This window comes from Salinisphaera sp. C84B14, assembly GCF_040361435.1.
GTDB lineage: Bacteria > Pseudomonadota > Gammaproteobacteria > Nevskiales > Salinisphaeraceae > Salinisphaera.
Genome location: NZ_APNL01000002.1, coordinates 1 through 16,072 on the forward strand (window position 1 = coordinate 1; position 16,072 = coordinate 16,072).

At 64.1% G+C, this 16,072-nt stretch carries 17 protein-coding genes; 7 read left to right on the top strand and 10 right to left on the bottom strand.

Annotation, left to right across the window (positions count from 1 at the left end; translation table 11 throughout):
• Window positions 1–41: 41 nt before the first annotated feature.
• The 5 genes from plsB to C84B14_RS01505 are packed head-to-tail and all read right to left on the bottom strand — an operon-like array spanning window position 42 to window position 5,968.
• Complete coding sequence (plsB, locus tag C84B14_RS01485; protein WP_353221552.1) at window positions 42–2,561, bottom strand: glycerol-3-phosphate 1-O-acyltransferase PlsB; 2,520 nt, start codon at window positions 2,559–2,561, stop codon at window positions 42–44.
• A complete protein-coding gene (locus C84B14_RS01490) occupies window positions 2,562–3,257 on the bottom strand; it encodes a protein kinase family protein (protein ID WP_348767665.1) in 696 nt (231 codons plus the stop codon). It abuts the gene before it with no gap.
• 10 nt (window positions 3,258–3,267) lie between these two features.
• Window positions 3,268–4,020, bottom strand: a complete 753-nt coding sequence (locus C84B14_RS01495) for an MlaA family lipoprotein (protein ID WP_348767666.1) — start codon at window positions 4,018–4,020, stop codon at window positions 3,268–3,270.
• Between the two features lie 32 nt (window positions 4,021–4,052).
• Entirely contained in the window at window positions 4,053–5,150 is a 1,098-nt protein-coding gene (locus C84B14_RS01500; RefSeq protein WP_353221553.1) for an NAD-dependent epimerase/dehydratase family protein, read from the bottom strand.
• The gene (locus C84B14_RS01505; RefSeq protein WP_348767668.1) at window positions 5,150–5,968 is read right to left on the bottom strand and encodes a lysophospholipid acyltransferase family protein; all 819 of its coding nucleotides are present in this window, start codon (window positions 5,966–5,968) and stop codon (window positions 5,150–5,152) included. Before C84B14_RS01505 ends, C84B14_RS01500 begins: the two co-directional genes overlap by 1 nt.
• A gap of 121 nt (window positions 5,969–6,089) precedes the next feature.
• Between C84B14_RS01505 and C84B14_RS01510 the strand changes: the two genes are divergently transcribed.
• The gene (locus C84B14_RS01510; RefSeq protein ID WP_353221554.1) at window positions 6,090–6,914 is read left to right on the top strand and encodes a ParB/RepB/Spo0J family partition protein; all 825 of its coding nucleotides are present in this window, start codon (window positions 6,090–6,092) and stop codon (window positions 6,912–6,914) included.
• A gap of 303 nt (window positions 6,915–7,217) precedes the next feature.
• On the opposite strand, the gene C84B14_RS01515 is transcribed toward C84B14_RS01510, so the two are convergent.
• From C84B14_RS01515 to C84B14_RS01530, 4 genes are all read right to left on the bottom strand, one after another.
• A complete protein-coding gene (locus C84B14_RS01515) occupies window positions 7,218–7,400 on the bottom strand; it encodes a hypothetical protein (RefSeq protein WP_348767576.1) in 183 nt (60 codons plus the stop codon).
• A gap of 47 nt (window positions 7,401–7,447) precedes the next feature.
• Complete coding sequence (locus tag C84B14_RS01520; protein WP_348767575.1) at window positions 7,448–7,810, bottom strand: c-type cytochrome; 363 nt, start codon at window positions 7,808–7,810, stop codon at window positions 7,448–7,450.
• A gap of 17 nt (window positions 7,811–7,827) precedes the next feature.
• The gene (locus C84B14_RS01525) at window positions 7,828–8,175 is read right to left on the bottom strand and encodes a c-type cytochrome (protein ID WP_348767574.1); all 348 of its coding nucleotides are present in this window, start codon (window positions 8,173–8,175) and stop codon (window positions 7,828–7,830) included.
• Window positions 8,176–8,265: 90 nt separating this feature from the next.
• Window positions 8,266–8,820: a hypothetical protein gene (locus C84B14_RS01530; protein ID WP_353221555.1), complete on the bottom strand. Its 555-nt coding sequence runs from the start codon at window positions 8,818–8,820 to the stop codon at window positions 8,266–8,268.
• A gap of 179 nt (window positions 8,821–8,999) precedes the next feature.
• On the opposite strand from C84B14_RS01530, the gene C84B14_RS01535 reads away from it, so the two are divergent.
• The 4 genes from C84B14_RS01535 to C84B14_RS01550 all read left to right on the top strand — a co-directional run bounded on the left by C84B14_RS01535 (window position 9,000) and on the right by C84B14_RS01550 (window position 12,509).
• Window positions 9,000–9,275 carry an acylphosphatase gene (locus C84B14_RS01535; RefSeq protein WP_348767572.1) on the top strand — a complete coding sequence of 92 codons (276 nt, stop codon included), beginning with the start codon at window positions 9,000–9,002 and terminating at the stop codon, window positions 9,273–9,275.
• A gap of 38 nt (window positions 9,276–9,313) precedes the next feature.
• Window positions 9,314–10,057, top strand: coding sequence for a hypothetical protein (locus tag C84B14_RS01540; RefSeq protein WP_353221556.1), 744 nt, complete (start codon window positions 9,314–9,316; stop codon window positions 10,055–10,057).
• Between the two features lie 328 nt (window positions 10,058–10,385).
• Window positions 10,386–11,996 (top strand): peptide chain release factor 3, encoded by a 1,611-nt coding sequence (locus C84B14_RS01545; protein WP_353221557.1) that lies wholly within the window; start codon window positions 10,386–10,388, stop codon window positions 11,994–11,996.
• Window positions 11,997–12,017: 21 nt separating this feature from the next.
• Window positions 12,018–12,509 (top strand): GNAT family N-acetyltransferase, encoded by a 492-nt coding sequence (locus C84B14_RS01550; protein WP_353221558.1) that lies wholly within the window; start codon window positions 12,018–12,020, stop codon window positions 12,507–12,509.
• Window positions 12,510–12,656: 147 nt separating this feature from the next.
• On the opposite strand, the gene C84B14_RS01555 is transcribed toward C84B14_RS01550, so the two are convergent.
• The gene (locus C84B14_RS01555; protein ID WP_353221559.1) at window positions 12,657–14,180 is read right to left on the bottom strand and encodes a Ppx/GppA phosphatase family protein; all 1,524 of its coding nucleotides are present in this window, start codon (window positions 14,178–14,180) and stop codon (window positions 12,657–12,659) included.
• Between the two features lie 90 nt (window positions 14,181–14,270).
• Between C84B14_RS01555 and C84B14_RS01560 the strand changes: the two genes are divergently transcribed.
• Together C84B14_RS01560 and C84B14_RS01565 are read left to right on the top strand one after the other, a co-directional pair.
• Window positions 14,271–14,792, top strand: coding sequence for an NlpC/P60 family protein (locus tag C84B14_RS01560; protein ID WP_348767567.1), 522 nt, complete (start codon window positions 14,271–14,273; stop codon window positions 14,790–14,792).
• Window positions 14,793–14,817: 25 nt separating this feature from the next.
• Window positions 14,818–15,699: an ion transporter gene (locus C84B14_RS01565; protein ID WP_348767566.1), complete on the top strand. Its 882-nt coding sequence runs from the start codon at window positions 14,818–14,820 to the stop codon at window positions 15,697–15,699.
• Window positions 15,700–16,072: the final 373 nt, after the last annotated feature.

The following is a 16,072-nucleotide window of genomic DNA, read 5'->3' on the forward strand; positions in this document are numbered from 1 at the left end:
AACCTACTGAAAGATCACACCTAGGCCCGTCGCACCGACGCTTACTCGGCGGCGTTGCTCGTCTCCACCGAGGAGGCGCTGCCATCGCTGCCGTCGTCGAGTTGCGGCAACGAGGTGAGATGAGCCAGCGACTGGCGCAGGTCAGCGCCCAGCAGCTGCAGCGCATGCTCGGCGACGTCGCGTAACGCCGGGTCGATCTCGAGCTGGCTTCCCCGCGGATGAAGCAGGCCCACGCGCACCAGCGTTTGCAGATGATTGCGAAACAGCCGCGAATCGAAAAATTCCGGGCTGTTGCGCCCGGTCAGTATCGCCATGCGCTCGGCCATGAGCTGGCACTGACGCTCGAAGCGGCCGCGCTCGACGTGGCCCGATTCGCGGTTGTGGCTGAGCAGCATCACCGTCATGGCATAACGTTCGAGTGATTCGCGCATGATCCGCGCCAGGCTCATCAGGGCCGCGAATTCACGCGTGCCCGCCTGTGGACGCTGCAGCCGGTCTTGTCCATCGCTGCTCAGCAGGCCGCACGCCAGCAGCCCGTCGATCGACTCGTTCAAGGCGAACCGGGCCTGGTCGGCCGGCCAGCGCAGAAACAGCTCCGAGGCGAGCAGCGGATAGAGTTCGACGGCGCCGTCGAGCACCCGCTGTCGTTCGCAGGATTCGACATGAGCAAAGAAGTTGGCCACCAGCGACGGCAGCGCGAACAGGTGCATGACGTTATTGCGGATATAGGTCAGCAGAACCGCCTGACGCGACTCCACGGTCAGCACGTCGCCCCAGGCATGCGGCACCCGAACCAGACGCATCATCGGTTCGGCTTCGGCCAGCAGCTCGCGCCCATCCGTGAGCTCGGGGGCCGTGGCGTCGCGTGAGTAGGGGCAGCGCCGCGCCAGTTCGGCGAGCAGTGCCAGGGTGCCCACCATTTCGTCTTCGGCGACGGCCTTCTGCGGGCTACCCAGCAGCACCAGCGAGGCCAGGCCGGTCGCATTGAGCGTGGCGGTCGCGTTGATGCTCTCCATCACCTGCTCGGCGAGCCCGGCGACGAAGTCCTGCAGCCAGTCAGGACGCGCGTCCATATCCAGGCCGGGCATGCGCTCACGCCAGTCCGGCAGATGCGTATCGGCATAGGCCTGCAGGTCGATCGGCTCGCCGAAAGACACGAACACGCGTCCGTACTTGCGCTTCAAGACCTGGGTCGAGCCGCGCACCAGATCACCCATCGACTCGCCTTTCTTGACCCGCGTGCCCCGCAATTCGTCGAAGTACTTGTTGACCTCCATGACCCGGTCGTAGCCGATATAAACCGGCACGATCGCTGCCGGCGCGCCCTTGCCGCCCAGAGCACTGGTGACCGCCATCGACAGCATGCCGGTCTTGGGCGACAACAGCCGCCCGGTCCGGCTGCGCCCGCCTTCGGGGTAGAACTTCATCGGCTGACCGCGCTGGATGAGCGCATCCACATAGGCACGAAATACCGCCGTATAGAGTCGGTCGCCCTTGAAGCTGCGGCGCAGATAGAACGCCCCGCAGCGGCGTAACAGGGCGCCGACCGGCCAGAAGTTGAGGTTCACGCCGGCCGCGATCTGCGGCAGGGCCAGGCCTTCCTTGTAGAGAATGTAGGAGACCAGCAGATAATCCATATGACTGCGGTGCGAGGGCAGATAGATCACCTCGCGCCGGTCATGGGTGGTCGCACGCAGACGCGCGAGATGACGCACGTCCACGCCGTCATAGATACGGTGCCACAGCCAGGTCAGCACCCGCAGCATGAAGCCGATGGCGATATTCGAATAGTCCGCGGCGATTTCGTTGGCATAGTCGCGCGCCCGGGCACGGGCTGCGTCCGTGCTCATCTTTTCGCGACGGGCCGAATCCTCGATGGCCTGTTGTACGTCGGCGTCGGCGAGCAGGGAATTGATCAGCTGGCTGCGGCGCGACAGTGCCGGGCCGAGCGTAGCCGCGCGCTGGCGCCGGAAATGAATGCGCAGCACGCGTACGAGCTTGCGCACCATCAGATCGGGCGCGGCGGATTCGGCTTCGTCGACAAATTCCCGGTAATCGAGGGGCTGCCCGAAATGCACCAGCGTGTTGTGGCCGTTCGCGAGCACGATCAGCAGCTTGCGCAGCCGTCCGGTGCGCTCGCTGTCGGCGAACAGAATACGAAACAGCGATGTTTCCTTGACCGGGTTACGCCCCCAGAACACGGAAACCGGCACGAGCTGTACGTCGTAGCTGTGGTCGTGGAGCCCGCGCGAAACGATACGATGCAGGTCCGAGCGTTCGCCGCGGCGGCCGGCCGGCAGGGCCACCACCATCGAACGCTGCGTGCTCGGCATGCCGTGGGTCGCCAAATAAGGCCGGGGCAGGCCCCGCTCGGCGCATACGGCCTCGAGCGCCAGCCAGTCCATGACGCTGGCTACCGGCAGGACATAGCAAACCGGCTTGTCTCGATCGAGTGCGAGCTCGGACAGATCCGAGGGCGAGGCATGGGTATTGATCCAGGCGCGAACCGGCCAGCGCAGCAACGGCGTGAACAGCGACAGTATTCGCAGCAACCAGGCCATTCAGGAACCCACGAAATAACGCACGATCGTGCGGGTGCGCTCGCCGATGCCCCGCGCGATACGTTCGATCGGGCCGCGTTCTTCGAGCAGGGCACGATCCTCGGCGCTTGCCAGCTGCGGAGCAAAACGCACCCGCAGTTTCGCCAGCGCGCTTTCGTCGGCGCCCACGAACTGGCGAAACAGCCAGTTCCACGGCAGATTCCAGGCGCGGCCCCGACACACCCGGGCGACAAAGTCCACGATATAGGGCTGGCCGCCCTCGTCGACGAGCATGTTGCTGGGGGCGCGCAGATCGCAGTGGGCGACGCCGCGGGCATGCATCTGCTCGACCAGCTCGTCGAGCCGGCGATAGGCCGCCTCGGCCGGTTTGGCCTGGGGCCAGGGCGTGGCCGGCAGATACTCGATAAGCACGCCGCGGGCATCCAGCTGGCGATAGAGCCGGGGCACGCCCACGATGCCCTCGAGCCGGCGCAGGGCACTGGCTTCACGCCAGATCAGCACCGGCGCGATCAGCCGGCCGAACCAGCCCGGCGTGCGCGCATAGTCCTTGAGCACCGCGCACGCGTCGCCGTACACCACCAGCGCGACCTCCGGCTCGGTCTGCCCGCCGCTTTTGTAATAGCGGGTGGCATGCGCGTGCAGCTGGGCCCGGCCGAGGCTCTCGAGCACCTGCAGATCCGTCGACTGTACCGCCATCGGCAGCGCGTCAGCCGGCGTCTTCGTCGTCCGCGCCTTCATCCTGATACAGCCGTTCCGGCGGCACATCACCGTCGTAGACCGCTTTCAGGCGGTTTTCAAGATAGTAGCCGCGCATGAAGGCATAGGGGTCGAACTGCTGGTTAAGCGTTTCCTCGAAACCGAGCAGCCCGGCCCGGAAATTGATGATCTCGAGTGCGCGCAGGCTCCAGACGACGTAGTCGTAGTCCTCGTCCACATAGTTGAACGGATGAACGAACTGATCGCCGATACGGCCGGTCAGATCGCGCCCGCTGCTCGGGCCGAAAAACGGCAGCACCAGATACGGGCCCTGACCGAGCCCCCAGTAGCCCAGCGTCTGACCGAAATCCTCGTCGATTTCTGCCACACCCACGGCACTGGCCACGTCGAACAGACCCCCCACGCCGGCGGTGGTATTGATCATGAAGCGACCGAGCGAGGTGTTGAACGACCCCCATTTGAGCTGCAGGGCGCTATTGGCGATATTGACCGGCTCGCGGGCGTTGTCGAAGAAGTTGCCGACGCTGGTCTGCACACGGTCCGGGGTGATCTTGTCGTAGCCCCGCGCCACCGGCTGCAGCACATAGCGGTCTGCGGTGTCGTTGAACTTGTAGACGGCGCGGTTGACCGGCTCGATCGGATCCCAGGGGTCGGACGGCGGGCTGTGTACACAGCCGCCCAGGGCGATCAGACAGAGCATTCCGGACAGAAACGGCAGCCGTTGCGACAGACGTGTGGTCATTTGATACCTCGAAAGCAGATGCGTCGGCTGGCTTATTTGTGGGCTCGATAATGGCCCAGAAGATTCGCCAGCGAATGTTGCGGGGTGAAATCGAACGTACGCGCAAACAGCCCGCCGTCGATGATCACCGCGTATTTGAAGAAATCGATCAGATAATCCGGTGGCGCATAACGCCCCAGCGCCCGAACCGAGCGCCGCGCCAACGCCGGCGGCACGGAAGGCAGAAACAGCCGCCGACACCCGGCCAGCTGCAACGCATCCTGATACGCCACATAGTCGTCTGGCGCGACATTATATACGCCAGGGTGGTTACGCTCGAACGAGCGCATCACGGCTTCGGCCATGTCTTCGACATGGATGAACTGCATCAGCGGCGAAAAACCGAACAGGCACGGCACCACGGGCTGTGCCAGCATTCGGCTGATCTCGTTGTTGATGCCGGGGCCCGCGATATTGCAGGGCCGCAGAATGGTGATATTGAGCTCGGGATTCTTGTAGAGATGAATATTGAACAGGTTTTCCAGCTCGACCGCGTCTACCACCTCCGGCATGAGGTTGGCCGCGCGCATGGGATATTCCTCGTCGATGAGCGACGGGTTGCGCGCATCTGCACCGTAGACATGGAACGTGGATAGCGCGACTACCTTCTCCACCCCGTATTTCAACGCCAGCCGCAGCAACCGGGCCGTACCCACCACGTTCGCCGAATAGCGCCGATTGCGCGTCGACTGGGTAAAGCGAATCCGCCCCAGGTGGATGATTCCCATGAAGCCGTGCTCGCGAAACACGTCCTCGAAAGGCCACTGGTTGAAGTCGACCACGTAGTCGACGGTGTCCGGATAATCCGCCTGCAGGCCGCGAAACTCGACGCCGACCACGTCGTAGTTCTCCTTGAGCAGCGCGATCACGTGCTGGGCCAGCGCGCCGGCCGCGCCGGTGACCAGCACCTTGCCGCGGGTGCCGCTGCCAATACCCGAGGCCGCCTGCTTCGTTTTTGTCGGAGCTGAATCCGTCTGCCGGCGGGCCGGAGTCTTGCGCCTCGGCGCGGACTTGCGGGACGCCGCCTTTTCCGCGCCGCTGTCCTGTTGTTCGGATTCGGCCTCGGGCCGAGGCTCGTTCGACTGGCTCATCAGAAAATACTCTTGCGCTGGGCAATGCCGGCATCGATGAGATCGCGGATGGCATCCTTGACCTCCTCCACGCGCCATTCGACGTCGCGCTCGTTGCGCGCGTCGTTGGCGAAATGCATCGGTTTGCCGAAGTTCAGGAACACGCGCGCCGGCAGCGGTACCAGCGGGGCAAGCGGGAAATACGGCATGCCCAGCATCCGCGCAAGCGGCTTGACATTGACCAGCGACGGCATGGTTTCTTCGCAGCCGACCACGCCGACCGGCACGATCGGCGTGTTGTGCTCCATGGCCAGATGCATGAAGCCGTGGCCGAAACGCTGCAGCTGGTAGCGTAGCCGATAGGGCTTGCCCGAGCCGCGAATGCCTTCCGGAAACACCACGATGGCTTCTTCGCGGTCGAGCATTTTCGCGCAGTTCTTGGGGTCGCCGATCACCCCGCCGACCGAGTTCATCCAGTTGCCGAGAAACGGCACCGACGGAAACCAGCGCTCGATCATCGAGCGCGGCAGACGCGCGTTTTCCGACTTGTTGGCCACGGCGAAGCTCACCATCACCCCGTCCATCGGCAGCTGACCGCTGTGATTGCCCACGATAAGGAGCCGACCCTGGCCCGGAATATGCTCGAGGCCCTGGGCCTGCACACGGAAATAGTTCTGGTACAGCCATCGGACCGCGGTGAACGTGATCTTGGCGGTATCGGGATTGAGCCCCCAGGGGTCGTACCCCTGGGTGCCGATATTGTGCTTGGGCAGCGCATCGACCAACCGATCGACATCGCGGCCTACCGTCCGCGGTTTGAGAAACTGGCGGGTGCGCATGAGGACTCCTCGCACGAAGCGACGCGTTATAAACGGCGCGCCTTTTGGTTTTACACTGGCGCCAATGCTTTGAGCTTAGCACGCAGATTGGCCGTGCCGAGCCTGTATCAGGCCTGCTTCGATGACCGATTCCGTACCCGCCGCCGAGGCCGACGCCCGCCGTGTCGTGCCCATTAGCATTGAACTGATCCGCCCGGGCCCCAGCCAGGCACGAACCCTGTTCGAAAACGACAGTATCGAGGAACTGGCCGCCTCGATTGCGACCTCCGGGGTGATTCAACCGGTGGTGGTGCGTGGCGACCACGCCACGGGCTATCGGCTGCTGGCCGGCGAGCGCCGCTGGCGTGCGGCCCAGCGCGCCGGGCTGAGCGAGCTACCCGCGATCGTACGCAACGATCTCGACGCCGCCCAGGCCGCGGTACTGGGGCTGATCGAGAATCTGCAGCGCGAGTCGCTGGGGGTCATGGATACCGCCCATGGCCTGGGCCGGCTGTGCGAAGACCATGGCCTGACCCACGACGCCGTTGCCCGGCGTATCGGCAAATCCCGTGTCTATGTGACCAACTATCTGCGCCTGCGACAGCTGGCCGCGCCGGTACAACGGCATCTGGATGCGGGCGAGCTCAATCTCGGCCATGCCAAGATACTGGCCGGCCTGGGCGAAACAACACAGATTGCACTGGCGCGCGAGGCCGCCAAAAAGCGAATGAGCGTGCGCCAGCTCGAACAGGCGGCCCGGCGTTGCTCACAACCGGTAGCGCATGACGCCTCCACGACCGACGACAGCGCCATGGCCGAACTGGAAACACGGTTGGCCGAGCATGTGGGCAATACGGTCAGGATCGACTACGACGCCGAGCGTCGCCGCGGGGAGCTGCGTATCGCCTTCCACGATCTCGACGAATTCGACGGCCTGCTGGCGCGCCTGGGTTTTACCCCGGAGTGACGATTCGCCGCGACAAAGTCGAGACCTAGGGAAGCTCTGCATAACCTGTCACGGTCGCGCCGGCGTGCTTTGCGCGTGATTGACAAGGAAGTGAGAGCGTAGCGTGCTCGTTGCACGGTAGCGAACACTGACGCCGATCAAGCGCGCGCAAAGCCCCGGCCCTCAAGGGGTTCGGCCTCACAGACGCCGCGGCCGCGTTGCCAAGCTTGACCTGCCAATAAGACAGGCACTGCGCTTGGACGCCTTGCCGCACCGTCTGTGAGGACGCGAACGCGATCCGTGAGAGGTTTATGCAGAGCTTCCCTAGCGCCGGGGTCCGCTGCTCGGGCCGCGCGTCTTCTTGACCGCGCCCATCAGCCCAAAGCCGATGATCACCGCCACGCCGACGCCAATCCAGACCGGCGGCGCGCTCAGTGCGTAGGCACCGTAGGCCAGCGCGCCAGCGACGATGACGATACCAATCATGTAGATCGCAAAATTCGACATCGACTATTCCCCAACAACGCGGCGCTTACGGCGCCCGCAATACGTTTCTACTCAGCCGTCGCCGTATGCAGCGGGCCGCTTTGTTTGCTGTAGTAGCGAGCCAGCGCCTTGATCTGCGCATCGCTCATGCCTTGAACCTGCCCGGCCATGATCGCGTTTTCACGATCGCCGTCGCGGTAGGCCTTGATCGTATGCACCAGATAATCCTGGTGCTGACCGGCGATGACGGGGAAGTTCGGCGTCTGCGATACCCCGTTCTTGCCATGACAACTCGCACAGGTCTGGGTGGTCTGAGATACCCAGTCGTTGCCAGCCGGCTTGTCGTTGCCGTGATCTTCCTGGGCGGCGATCGAACCGGCAAAACCGCACAGCGCCAGACAGATCAAACCGCGTGAAACTGCATGTCTCATGTCGATACGCCCCGCCATTACGGTTTCTGCTGCGACAGATACGCCGCAATGTCCTTGATGTCCTGATCGCTCAGGCTCGACGCCTGGGCGTGCATGGTCGAATGCTTGCGTGCACCGCTGCGATACGACTTCAGCGCCGACTCGATATAAGCCGCATGCTGGCCGGCGATCTTGGGCACGTGGTAGGTCGGGTAGGCATTGTTGTAATCGGGAATGCCGTGGCAGCCGATACAGGTATAGAAACGATCCTTACCTGCTGCGGCATCGCCGGCCGCGTCACCGCCATCGGACTGGGCGAACGCAGGGCCATACACGAAGGCGCAACAAACCAAGGCCGCCAGGGCCTTACGCCAACTTTGAATCATCGAAATCTCCCGAAAACAGCCTGCGCCATAGAGCGCGGCGCAGCGATATGCTCTTGTAAAACCGCGCGCGAGTCAATTCGCCGGCTACCGTCAATCCTGCTCGTCGTCCCCACGCAACGGCTCGACCACCTGGGCAACGCTGGCATTGAGGCTGAACGCCGAGCGTGCGTTTGCGCCGCGAGTGCGCCCCAGGTCCCTTTCGTCGAGCTGCAGCAGCACCAGCTGGGCCACGCCACCCGAGCGCCCGCCCGCGGGGCCGGACCAGACGCCGATACGCGGCTCGCCCGTACCACTACGCGGCAGACCGCCCCCATAGATGCCGCGCAACGGCTCCGGCATGAGCGCCTGTGCGCCCTCATCCAGCGGCGACGTACTCAGCTGCACATCCAGCCATGTACGCCAGCGTTTGGCGGCCAGCTGCTCCAGCGGCTGGGCGGGCAAACGCTCGATGACGTTACGCGCCACCGCCGCGGCCGCATTGCGACCGTGTCGAATCAGTCCGCGCGACGCGCCCGAGTCCAAAGCCAGACGCTTGCGTTCGGCGCCGGCCGGCGGCATGCGCAGCGCGCCGTCGAAGTGGGCACGCAGGCGCAGCGCCTCGCCCTGACCACGCGGCGTAGCGCTGATCGCAACCGTTGCGGTCAACCAGGGCGTACCTCCGTATGGGCTGGGCAAGCGCAGTTGTACGGTCGTATCCCGAGGAGCTGCGGCGGCGACGTTCGGCTCGATCAGACGACGCACGCGCCGGCGAATGCGGTTGAACATGGTTCGAAGCACGCCAAATACGAATTGTGACTCTATAATGACGCATTACGGACCTCGTCATGAATAACACTCGCCAGTTTTTCGTCAGCGGCCGCGTACAGGGCGTGGGCTTTCGCGAGGCTACACGCAAACGCGCCGATGAGCTGGGTATGGCCGGCTGGGTTCGCAACCTCGCCGACGGCCGCGTTGAAGTGCAGGCCAGCGCAGGCGACGACACCCTCGACACCCTGGAGCGCTGGCTGCACGACGGCCCCGCGCCGGCCCGGGTCGAGCACGTCGAAAGCCATGCCGTGGAAGGCACGCAGAGCCTGCCCAGGCCGTTCGCCGTTCGTTGATTCGGGCCGTTTGGCGGCCCCCGAGATAGATATTTTCAATGCCCCACCAAACCGATGACACCGTCTTGCCGCGCTGGGCGTGGCTGGGCGTACCGCTGGCGATCTATTTCGCCCACTATGTAGCGCGCGCTGTGCTTGACGCGCCGGTCTACGACGCCTGGCTTTTGCACGAGTCGGGGCTGACCGAGGTGGGCACGGTCATCGTACTGGCGATGGCCTGTATCGGCGGGGTCGTGGCCACGGTCTGGGCATTTCAGCGCGGCGATCGTGTCCTGGCCGGCTTTTTTGCGCTATTCAGCCTGGGCTGCCTGTATTTCGGCGGCGAGGAAGCCAGCTGGGGCCAGCACTGGTTCGGCTGGGCGACGCCGGATCAGTGGCGTGCCTTGAACAATCAGGCCGAAACGAACCTGCACAACTCGAACTCACTGGCGGGATCGCTTCTGGACCAGCTGCCGCGCAATCTGCTGGCTATTGCCATGCTCGTGGGCGGCTGTATTCTGCCGATCCGGCGCTGGCTACGCGGCCGCAGCTATGCCCAAGGCAGCTTCGGTTACTGGGCCATGCCCACGTTCGACTGCGTGGTGATAGGCTTCGTCGCGCCGCTGGCCTCGATCCCCGAAAAGCTGTTCGAAGCGGCCCTGGGCGATGTGCCCTACCCGTTCGATATTGACGGGGGCGAAGTCAAGGAGCTGATGTTCGCCGTGTTCCTGTGCCTGTATATCGTCACGGTGCTGGTTCGCATACGTCGCAAGGCGATCACGCCTCGCCCATCCGCGGCCTGACCACGGGCGGCGGCAAAAAGAAAGGCCCGAATCGGGAGGGCAGCCGATCCGGGCCTTGAAGAGCAGCGCCGCTCGGGGGAAAGCGACGCCACCATCGCAACGTCATCGCTCGGGTAGGATGTACGCTGCGTTGGCGCAAAAACCGGTGAAGGGGGGACACCGATTCTGCGAAGAGCGGCGAGGTATTGCGCCCCGCCGGCTTCGAGACGAATTATAGGTAAAGCACATCGCTATTCATAATTGCATTTCTTATCACTATGAATAGTGTTGCACTATACACATATTTTTATCAGCTGATACAGCCCTTTATAGTGATCCGGAGTCACCGATGAGCGCGTCACCCGCCCTCGACAACACGCCGACAGCGCGCGAAGCGACCAAGCGTCGGACCTTTGCCATCATTTCGCACCCCGATGCCGGCAAGACCACGCTGACCGAAAAGCTGCTGCTGTTCGGCGGCGCGATCCAGCTCGCCGGCACGGTCAAGGGGCGCAAGGCATCGCGTCATGCCACCTCCGACTGGATGGCCATGGAGCAGTCGCGCGGCATTTCCGTGACCACCTCGGTGATGCAGTTCCCCTATAACGAACGCATCGTCAATCTGCTCGACACGCCGGGCCACGAGGACTTCTCGGAAGACACCTACCGCACGCTCACGGCCGTGGACAGCGCGCTCATGGTCATCGACATCGCCAAGGGCGTCGAGCCGCGCACGATCAAGCTCATGGAGGTCTGTCGGCTGCGCACCACGCCGATCTTCACCTTCATCAACAAGATGGACCGCGAGGGCCGCCCGCCGCTGGAGGTACTCGACGAGGTCGAGGAGGTCCTGGGTATCAGCTGTGCGCCGATCACCTGGCCGATCGGCATGGGCAGCCAGTTCAAGGGCGTGTATCACCTGCTCGAAGACAAGGTGCACCTCTATGAAGGCACCGACAACGAAGCCGGCGGCAAGACCGTCACCCTCGACGGCCTCGACGACCCGCGCCTGAAGGATATCGCCGGCATCTTCTACGACGACCTGCTCGAGGAAATCGAGCTGGTGCGCGAGGCCGGCGACGGCTTCGACTTGGACATGTATCTGGCCGGCGAGCTCACGCCGGTGTTCTTCGGTTCGGCGGTGAACAATTTCGGTATTCGTCCGTTGCTCGATGCATTCGTGGAATGGGCGCCGGCGCCGATTCCGCGGGCGACCACCAGCCGCGAAGTGGCCCCCACCGAAGAGCCCCTGTCGGGCTTCGTGTTCAAGATTCAGGCGAATATGGACCCGCAGCATCGCGACCGTATCGCCTTCATGCGCGTGTGCTCCGGGCATTACGAAAAAGGCATGAAGATGCAGCACCTGCGCGCCGGCAAGGAGATTCGCGTCAACGACGCCATCACCTTCATGGCCAATCGCCGCGAGGCCGCGGAAACCGCCTGGCCGGGCGACATCATCGGCATCCACAACCACGGCACCATCGCCATCGGCGACTGCTTCTCCCAGGGCGAGGATCTTCAGTTCACGGGCATCCCCAACTTCGCGCCGGAGCTGTTCCAGCGCGTGGTGCTGCGCGACCCGCTCAAGGCCAAGGCCCTGCACAAGGGCCTCGACCAGCTCTGTGAAGAAGGCGCCACCCAGGTGTTTCGTCCGATCAACAACAACGACGTGATCCTGGGCGCCGTCGGCGTACTGCAGTTCGACGTGGTCGCCGAACGGCTCAAGAACGAATACGGCGTGAACGCCACCTTCGAGCCCATCAACGTGCATACCGCACGCTGGATCTACGGCGACGAGCGCGAGATCCGGCGCTTTCGCGATCGCATGGACGACGGCGTGGCCGAGGATCACGGCGGCGCGCTGGTGTATCTCGCGCCCACCCGGGTCAAGCTGCAGCTCACCGAAGAACGCTGGCCGGAGATCACCTTCGCGGCCACCCGCGAGTACAACGCCAACTGATCCTCGGGCAGCGCTCGGCCGATGAAGGAATCGATTCGCGTTCGTCGCTTTCGCGAAGGCGACGAAGCGGCGCTATCCGAGATCTTTCATTCGGCCGTGCATCGCATCGCCCTCGTCGACTACACGCGGCGCCAGATCGAGGCCTGGGCGCCGCGCACACTTGATGCGCTAGCCTGGCGCGACGCTATGCGGACCCTCGCCCCGTTCGTAGCCCTGCGCGGCGAACAGCCGGTCGGCTATGCCGATCTGCAGGGCAACGGCTATATCGATCACTTTTTCGTTTCCGGCCACCACCCGCGCCAGGGTATTGGCGGGCTGCTGATGGCCCGGCTCGAAGCCGAGGCCAAACGACGACACCTACAGGCCATGTGCGCCGATGTCAGTCGCACCGCCGAGCCGTTTTTCGCCCGCTACGGCTTCGAGGTCGTCGAACGCCGCAGTCGCAGTCTGCGTGGCGTGGAACTCGCCAACGCGTATATGCGCAAGCTGCTTCGCTCGGAAACCGCTGTATAACCTATCGCGGCCTCGCCAGCGTGCTTTGCGCGTGGCTGGCAGAAAAACGCGGACGCAGCGTGGCACGCCAACCCGGGGCGCGCGAAATCGCGGCCCTTGAAGCGGCACGCTCTCGAATGCGAGCCGCGAGACGTGTTGCAGAGATTTCTAGTCGTCGTCGGCCACGGTTTCCAAATGAATATCGGCCCGGGCGAGCAGCTCCGCTTCGCGAGCGAGATCGGCCTGGGTGAGCGGGCGCTCCTCCAGCCACTCGGCCTCGCAGTGCAGATAGATATCGCCGTCTTCCACGTTCAGCCAGGCCGGCGGCGCCATGTCCGGGTCGCGGCCGCGGTGCAAAATCACCGCCAGCCGCAGCACCAGCGCCAGCCGATAGGCCAGCGCGCGCCAGTCTTCGGGCAGCGCGTCCACCAGATCGGCACGAAAACGCCCGCGATGCAGGCGCACAAGGGTGGCGAGTACCGCCTGGTCGGTGCGCGAGAACCCCTGCAGATCGGCGTTTCGCAGAATGTATTCACCGTGCTTGTGATAACCCTTGTGGGAAATCGCCAGACCGATTTCGTGCAACAACGCTGCCCAGCGCAGCAGTCGCGGCGCCATGCCGGTAACCCGTTCGTCGTCGTAATCGCCGAGCAGCGCGATCGCGGTCGCGGCCACGCGTTCGGCCTGGGCATGATCGACGTCGTAGCGGTGGCTGGCGGCAATCACGCCGTCTTCGCGCGCGTCGTGATCGTGCAGTCGGCCTAAAAGGTCGGCCACTACGCCTTCGCGCAGCGCCTTGTCGGATACGCGCATCGCCTCGATGCCCAGGCTTTCGAACAGCCCGGTCAGCACCGCCAGCCCGCCCGGAAAAATCGCCCGGCGCTCATCGGACACGCCGGGCAGATCGAGCTTGTCCACCTTGCCGGCCTTGAGCACGGCACGCGCCAGCGCCTTCAGGTCTGCCGGTGTAATGGTTTCGTCCGCCTTGGTCGCCCCTGCGGCACGCAGAATCGACTTCACGCTGCCCGATGCCCCGATCGCCAGATCCCAGCCGGCCCGACGATAGGCACGCGCGATGGGTTCGACGGTCAGACGTGCATCGGTCACTGCGGCCTGCCAGGCCTTGCGCGTGATCTTGCCGTTGCCGAAGAAACGCTGCATCTGTACGACCGCGCCCAGCGACAGGCTTTCCACGAGCTCCGGTCTTGCCAGCTCGCCGACGATCACTTCGGTTGAGCCGCCGCCGATGTCGATCACCAAGCGCCGCGGATGATCGTTGCCCAGATCCTGGATCACCCCGCCATAGATCAGACGGGCCTCTTCGGCCCCGTAGATCACCTCCACCGGGTGGCCCAGCGCAGCGCTGGCCTCGGCCAGGAACGCATCGGAATCGCGCGCGCGGCGTAGGGTGTTGGTACCCACTGCGCGCACATGACCCGGGGCAATGCCTTGCAGACGCTGACCGAATCGCTCCAGACACGCCAGCGCACGGGCGGCGGCATCCGGGTCGAGACGGCGATCAGCGCTCAAGCCGCCGGCCAGGCGCACCGACTCCTTGAGCCGATCGACCACATGCAGCTTGCCGCCATCATCGCGGACCACGATCATGTGAAAGCTGTTCGATCCCAGATCGACAGCGGCGACGGTCTGCGGGGCCGGCGCGGCCGCCTCGCTTTCGCTCGTGCGATTCATGGGGCTATCTTAAGCGCGCCGGCCGGGGCGCCGATAAGGGAATCGATGAACACGGGCAAACAGAGGCACGAAAGAATGGCGCGAGCGATTATGTCGCAACGGCGCGCAGGGTTGTACCCACGATTGCTGCTGGTGCTGGTAATCGTCGTACTTGCCGGCTGTGCGAGTCAGCCCAGCTATCGGACCGACGCCTCCTATGCGCGCGCCAGCAAGAGCCAGTACCCCGACCAGGGCGCGATGATCGATGCCCTGTTCGACTACTATCACCAGTGGCGTGGCGTGCCGTATCGCCATGGCGGCGTGGATCGCAGCGGCATCGATTGCTCTGCGTTTGTCGCCCGTACCATGCGCGAACTTGAGTCGTTGAATCTGCCGCGTACCACCGGCGCTCAGGCACAAATCGGCCAGCCGATATCAGCCGGCGATCTCTCGCCAGGCGATCTGGTGTTCTTCAAGACCGGCTACAGCAGCCGGCATGTCGGCATCTATGTGGGCGCCGGGCGTTTCATGCATGCCTCCACCAGCCAGGGCGTGACCATGTCCCGGCTCGACAACATCTACTGGCGCAGCCATTACTGGCAGTCACGCCGCCTGCTCACCCAGACGTACTGAAAGCAGCGACGACGGCATTCCACATATGAGCGAGACTTCGTCCCCGGACCTGCGTACGCGTCTGCGCGAGATCATCTTCGGTACCGACACCCGCGCCGGGCGCACCTTCGACATCGTGCTGCTGGTGGTGATCGTAGCCAGCGTGATCAACCTCATGCTGGTTTCGGTGGCCGCGATCGAGGCTCGATTCGGGGCCGTGCTGCATGCCCTGGAATGGCTGTTCACCGTCTTGTTCAGCATCGAATACGTCGTGCGTATCTACGCCGCACGCCGACGCTGGGCCTATATCCGCAGCTTCTACGGCATTATCGATCTGTTATCCGTGCTGCCCTTGTATCTGGCCCTGCTGCTGCCGTCGGCGCATTATTTCGTGGCCGTGCGCGCACTGCGCGTCATGCGTATTTTTCGCGTACTCAAGCTCGTACGCTATGCCAACGATGCCAACGTCCTCACGCGCTCGCTACGTCATGCCCAGCGCAAGATGCAGATCTTTCTGGGCGTACTGGCACTGGTGACGATCATCCTCGGCGCGCTGATGTATGTCGTCGAAGGGCCGCCCCACGGCTTCACCAGCATCCCCCGCAGCATGTACTGGGCGGTGGTGACGATCACCACGGTCGGCTACGGCGATATCGCCCCGGGTACGCCGCTCGGTCAGGCGATTGCCGGGATCGCCATCATGCTCGGCTATGCCCTGCTCGCGGTCACCGGCGGCATTATCACCGCCGAGCTGACCAACGAGATATCCAACCAGCGCCAGCTGCGTCAATGCCCGCATTGCGAGCGCAGCGGACACGAGATCGATGCGCACTACTGCAAGTTCTGCGGCGGCCACCTGGACAAGGACGATCACGACGATCCGCCCGCCGACAAGGAACAGGCCGCCGACCGCGACAAACTCGACTAGCCGGTTCGCCACCACGCAGTCCTGCGCCGCATTCGGTCAGCAACGTCCGCGAATAGAGTCACACCGCGCAAATGCAAAGGCGGGATCAGACCATCTCGGCCGCTCGCCAGCACAGCGCACAGCCTGGATGGGTCAAGCGCAATCCCGAAACTATACGACGCGCGACGTTCTTACCCCGGCATAGAAATAGACGACTTTTCGGGTTGATGGCGCGCGTGTGCGAATACAAGCGCGCCACGGCCAACCGCCGGCAAGCCCTTGAAAGCAGCTGCCGCAGTCCGCTGTTTTGGCGGCGGATTGATAAATCACGCCGCCATGGCTAGCCCGCCTTGTCCACAGCCGGCGACCCCAGAGCAATCCACACGCCTGCTCG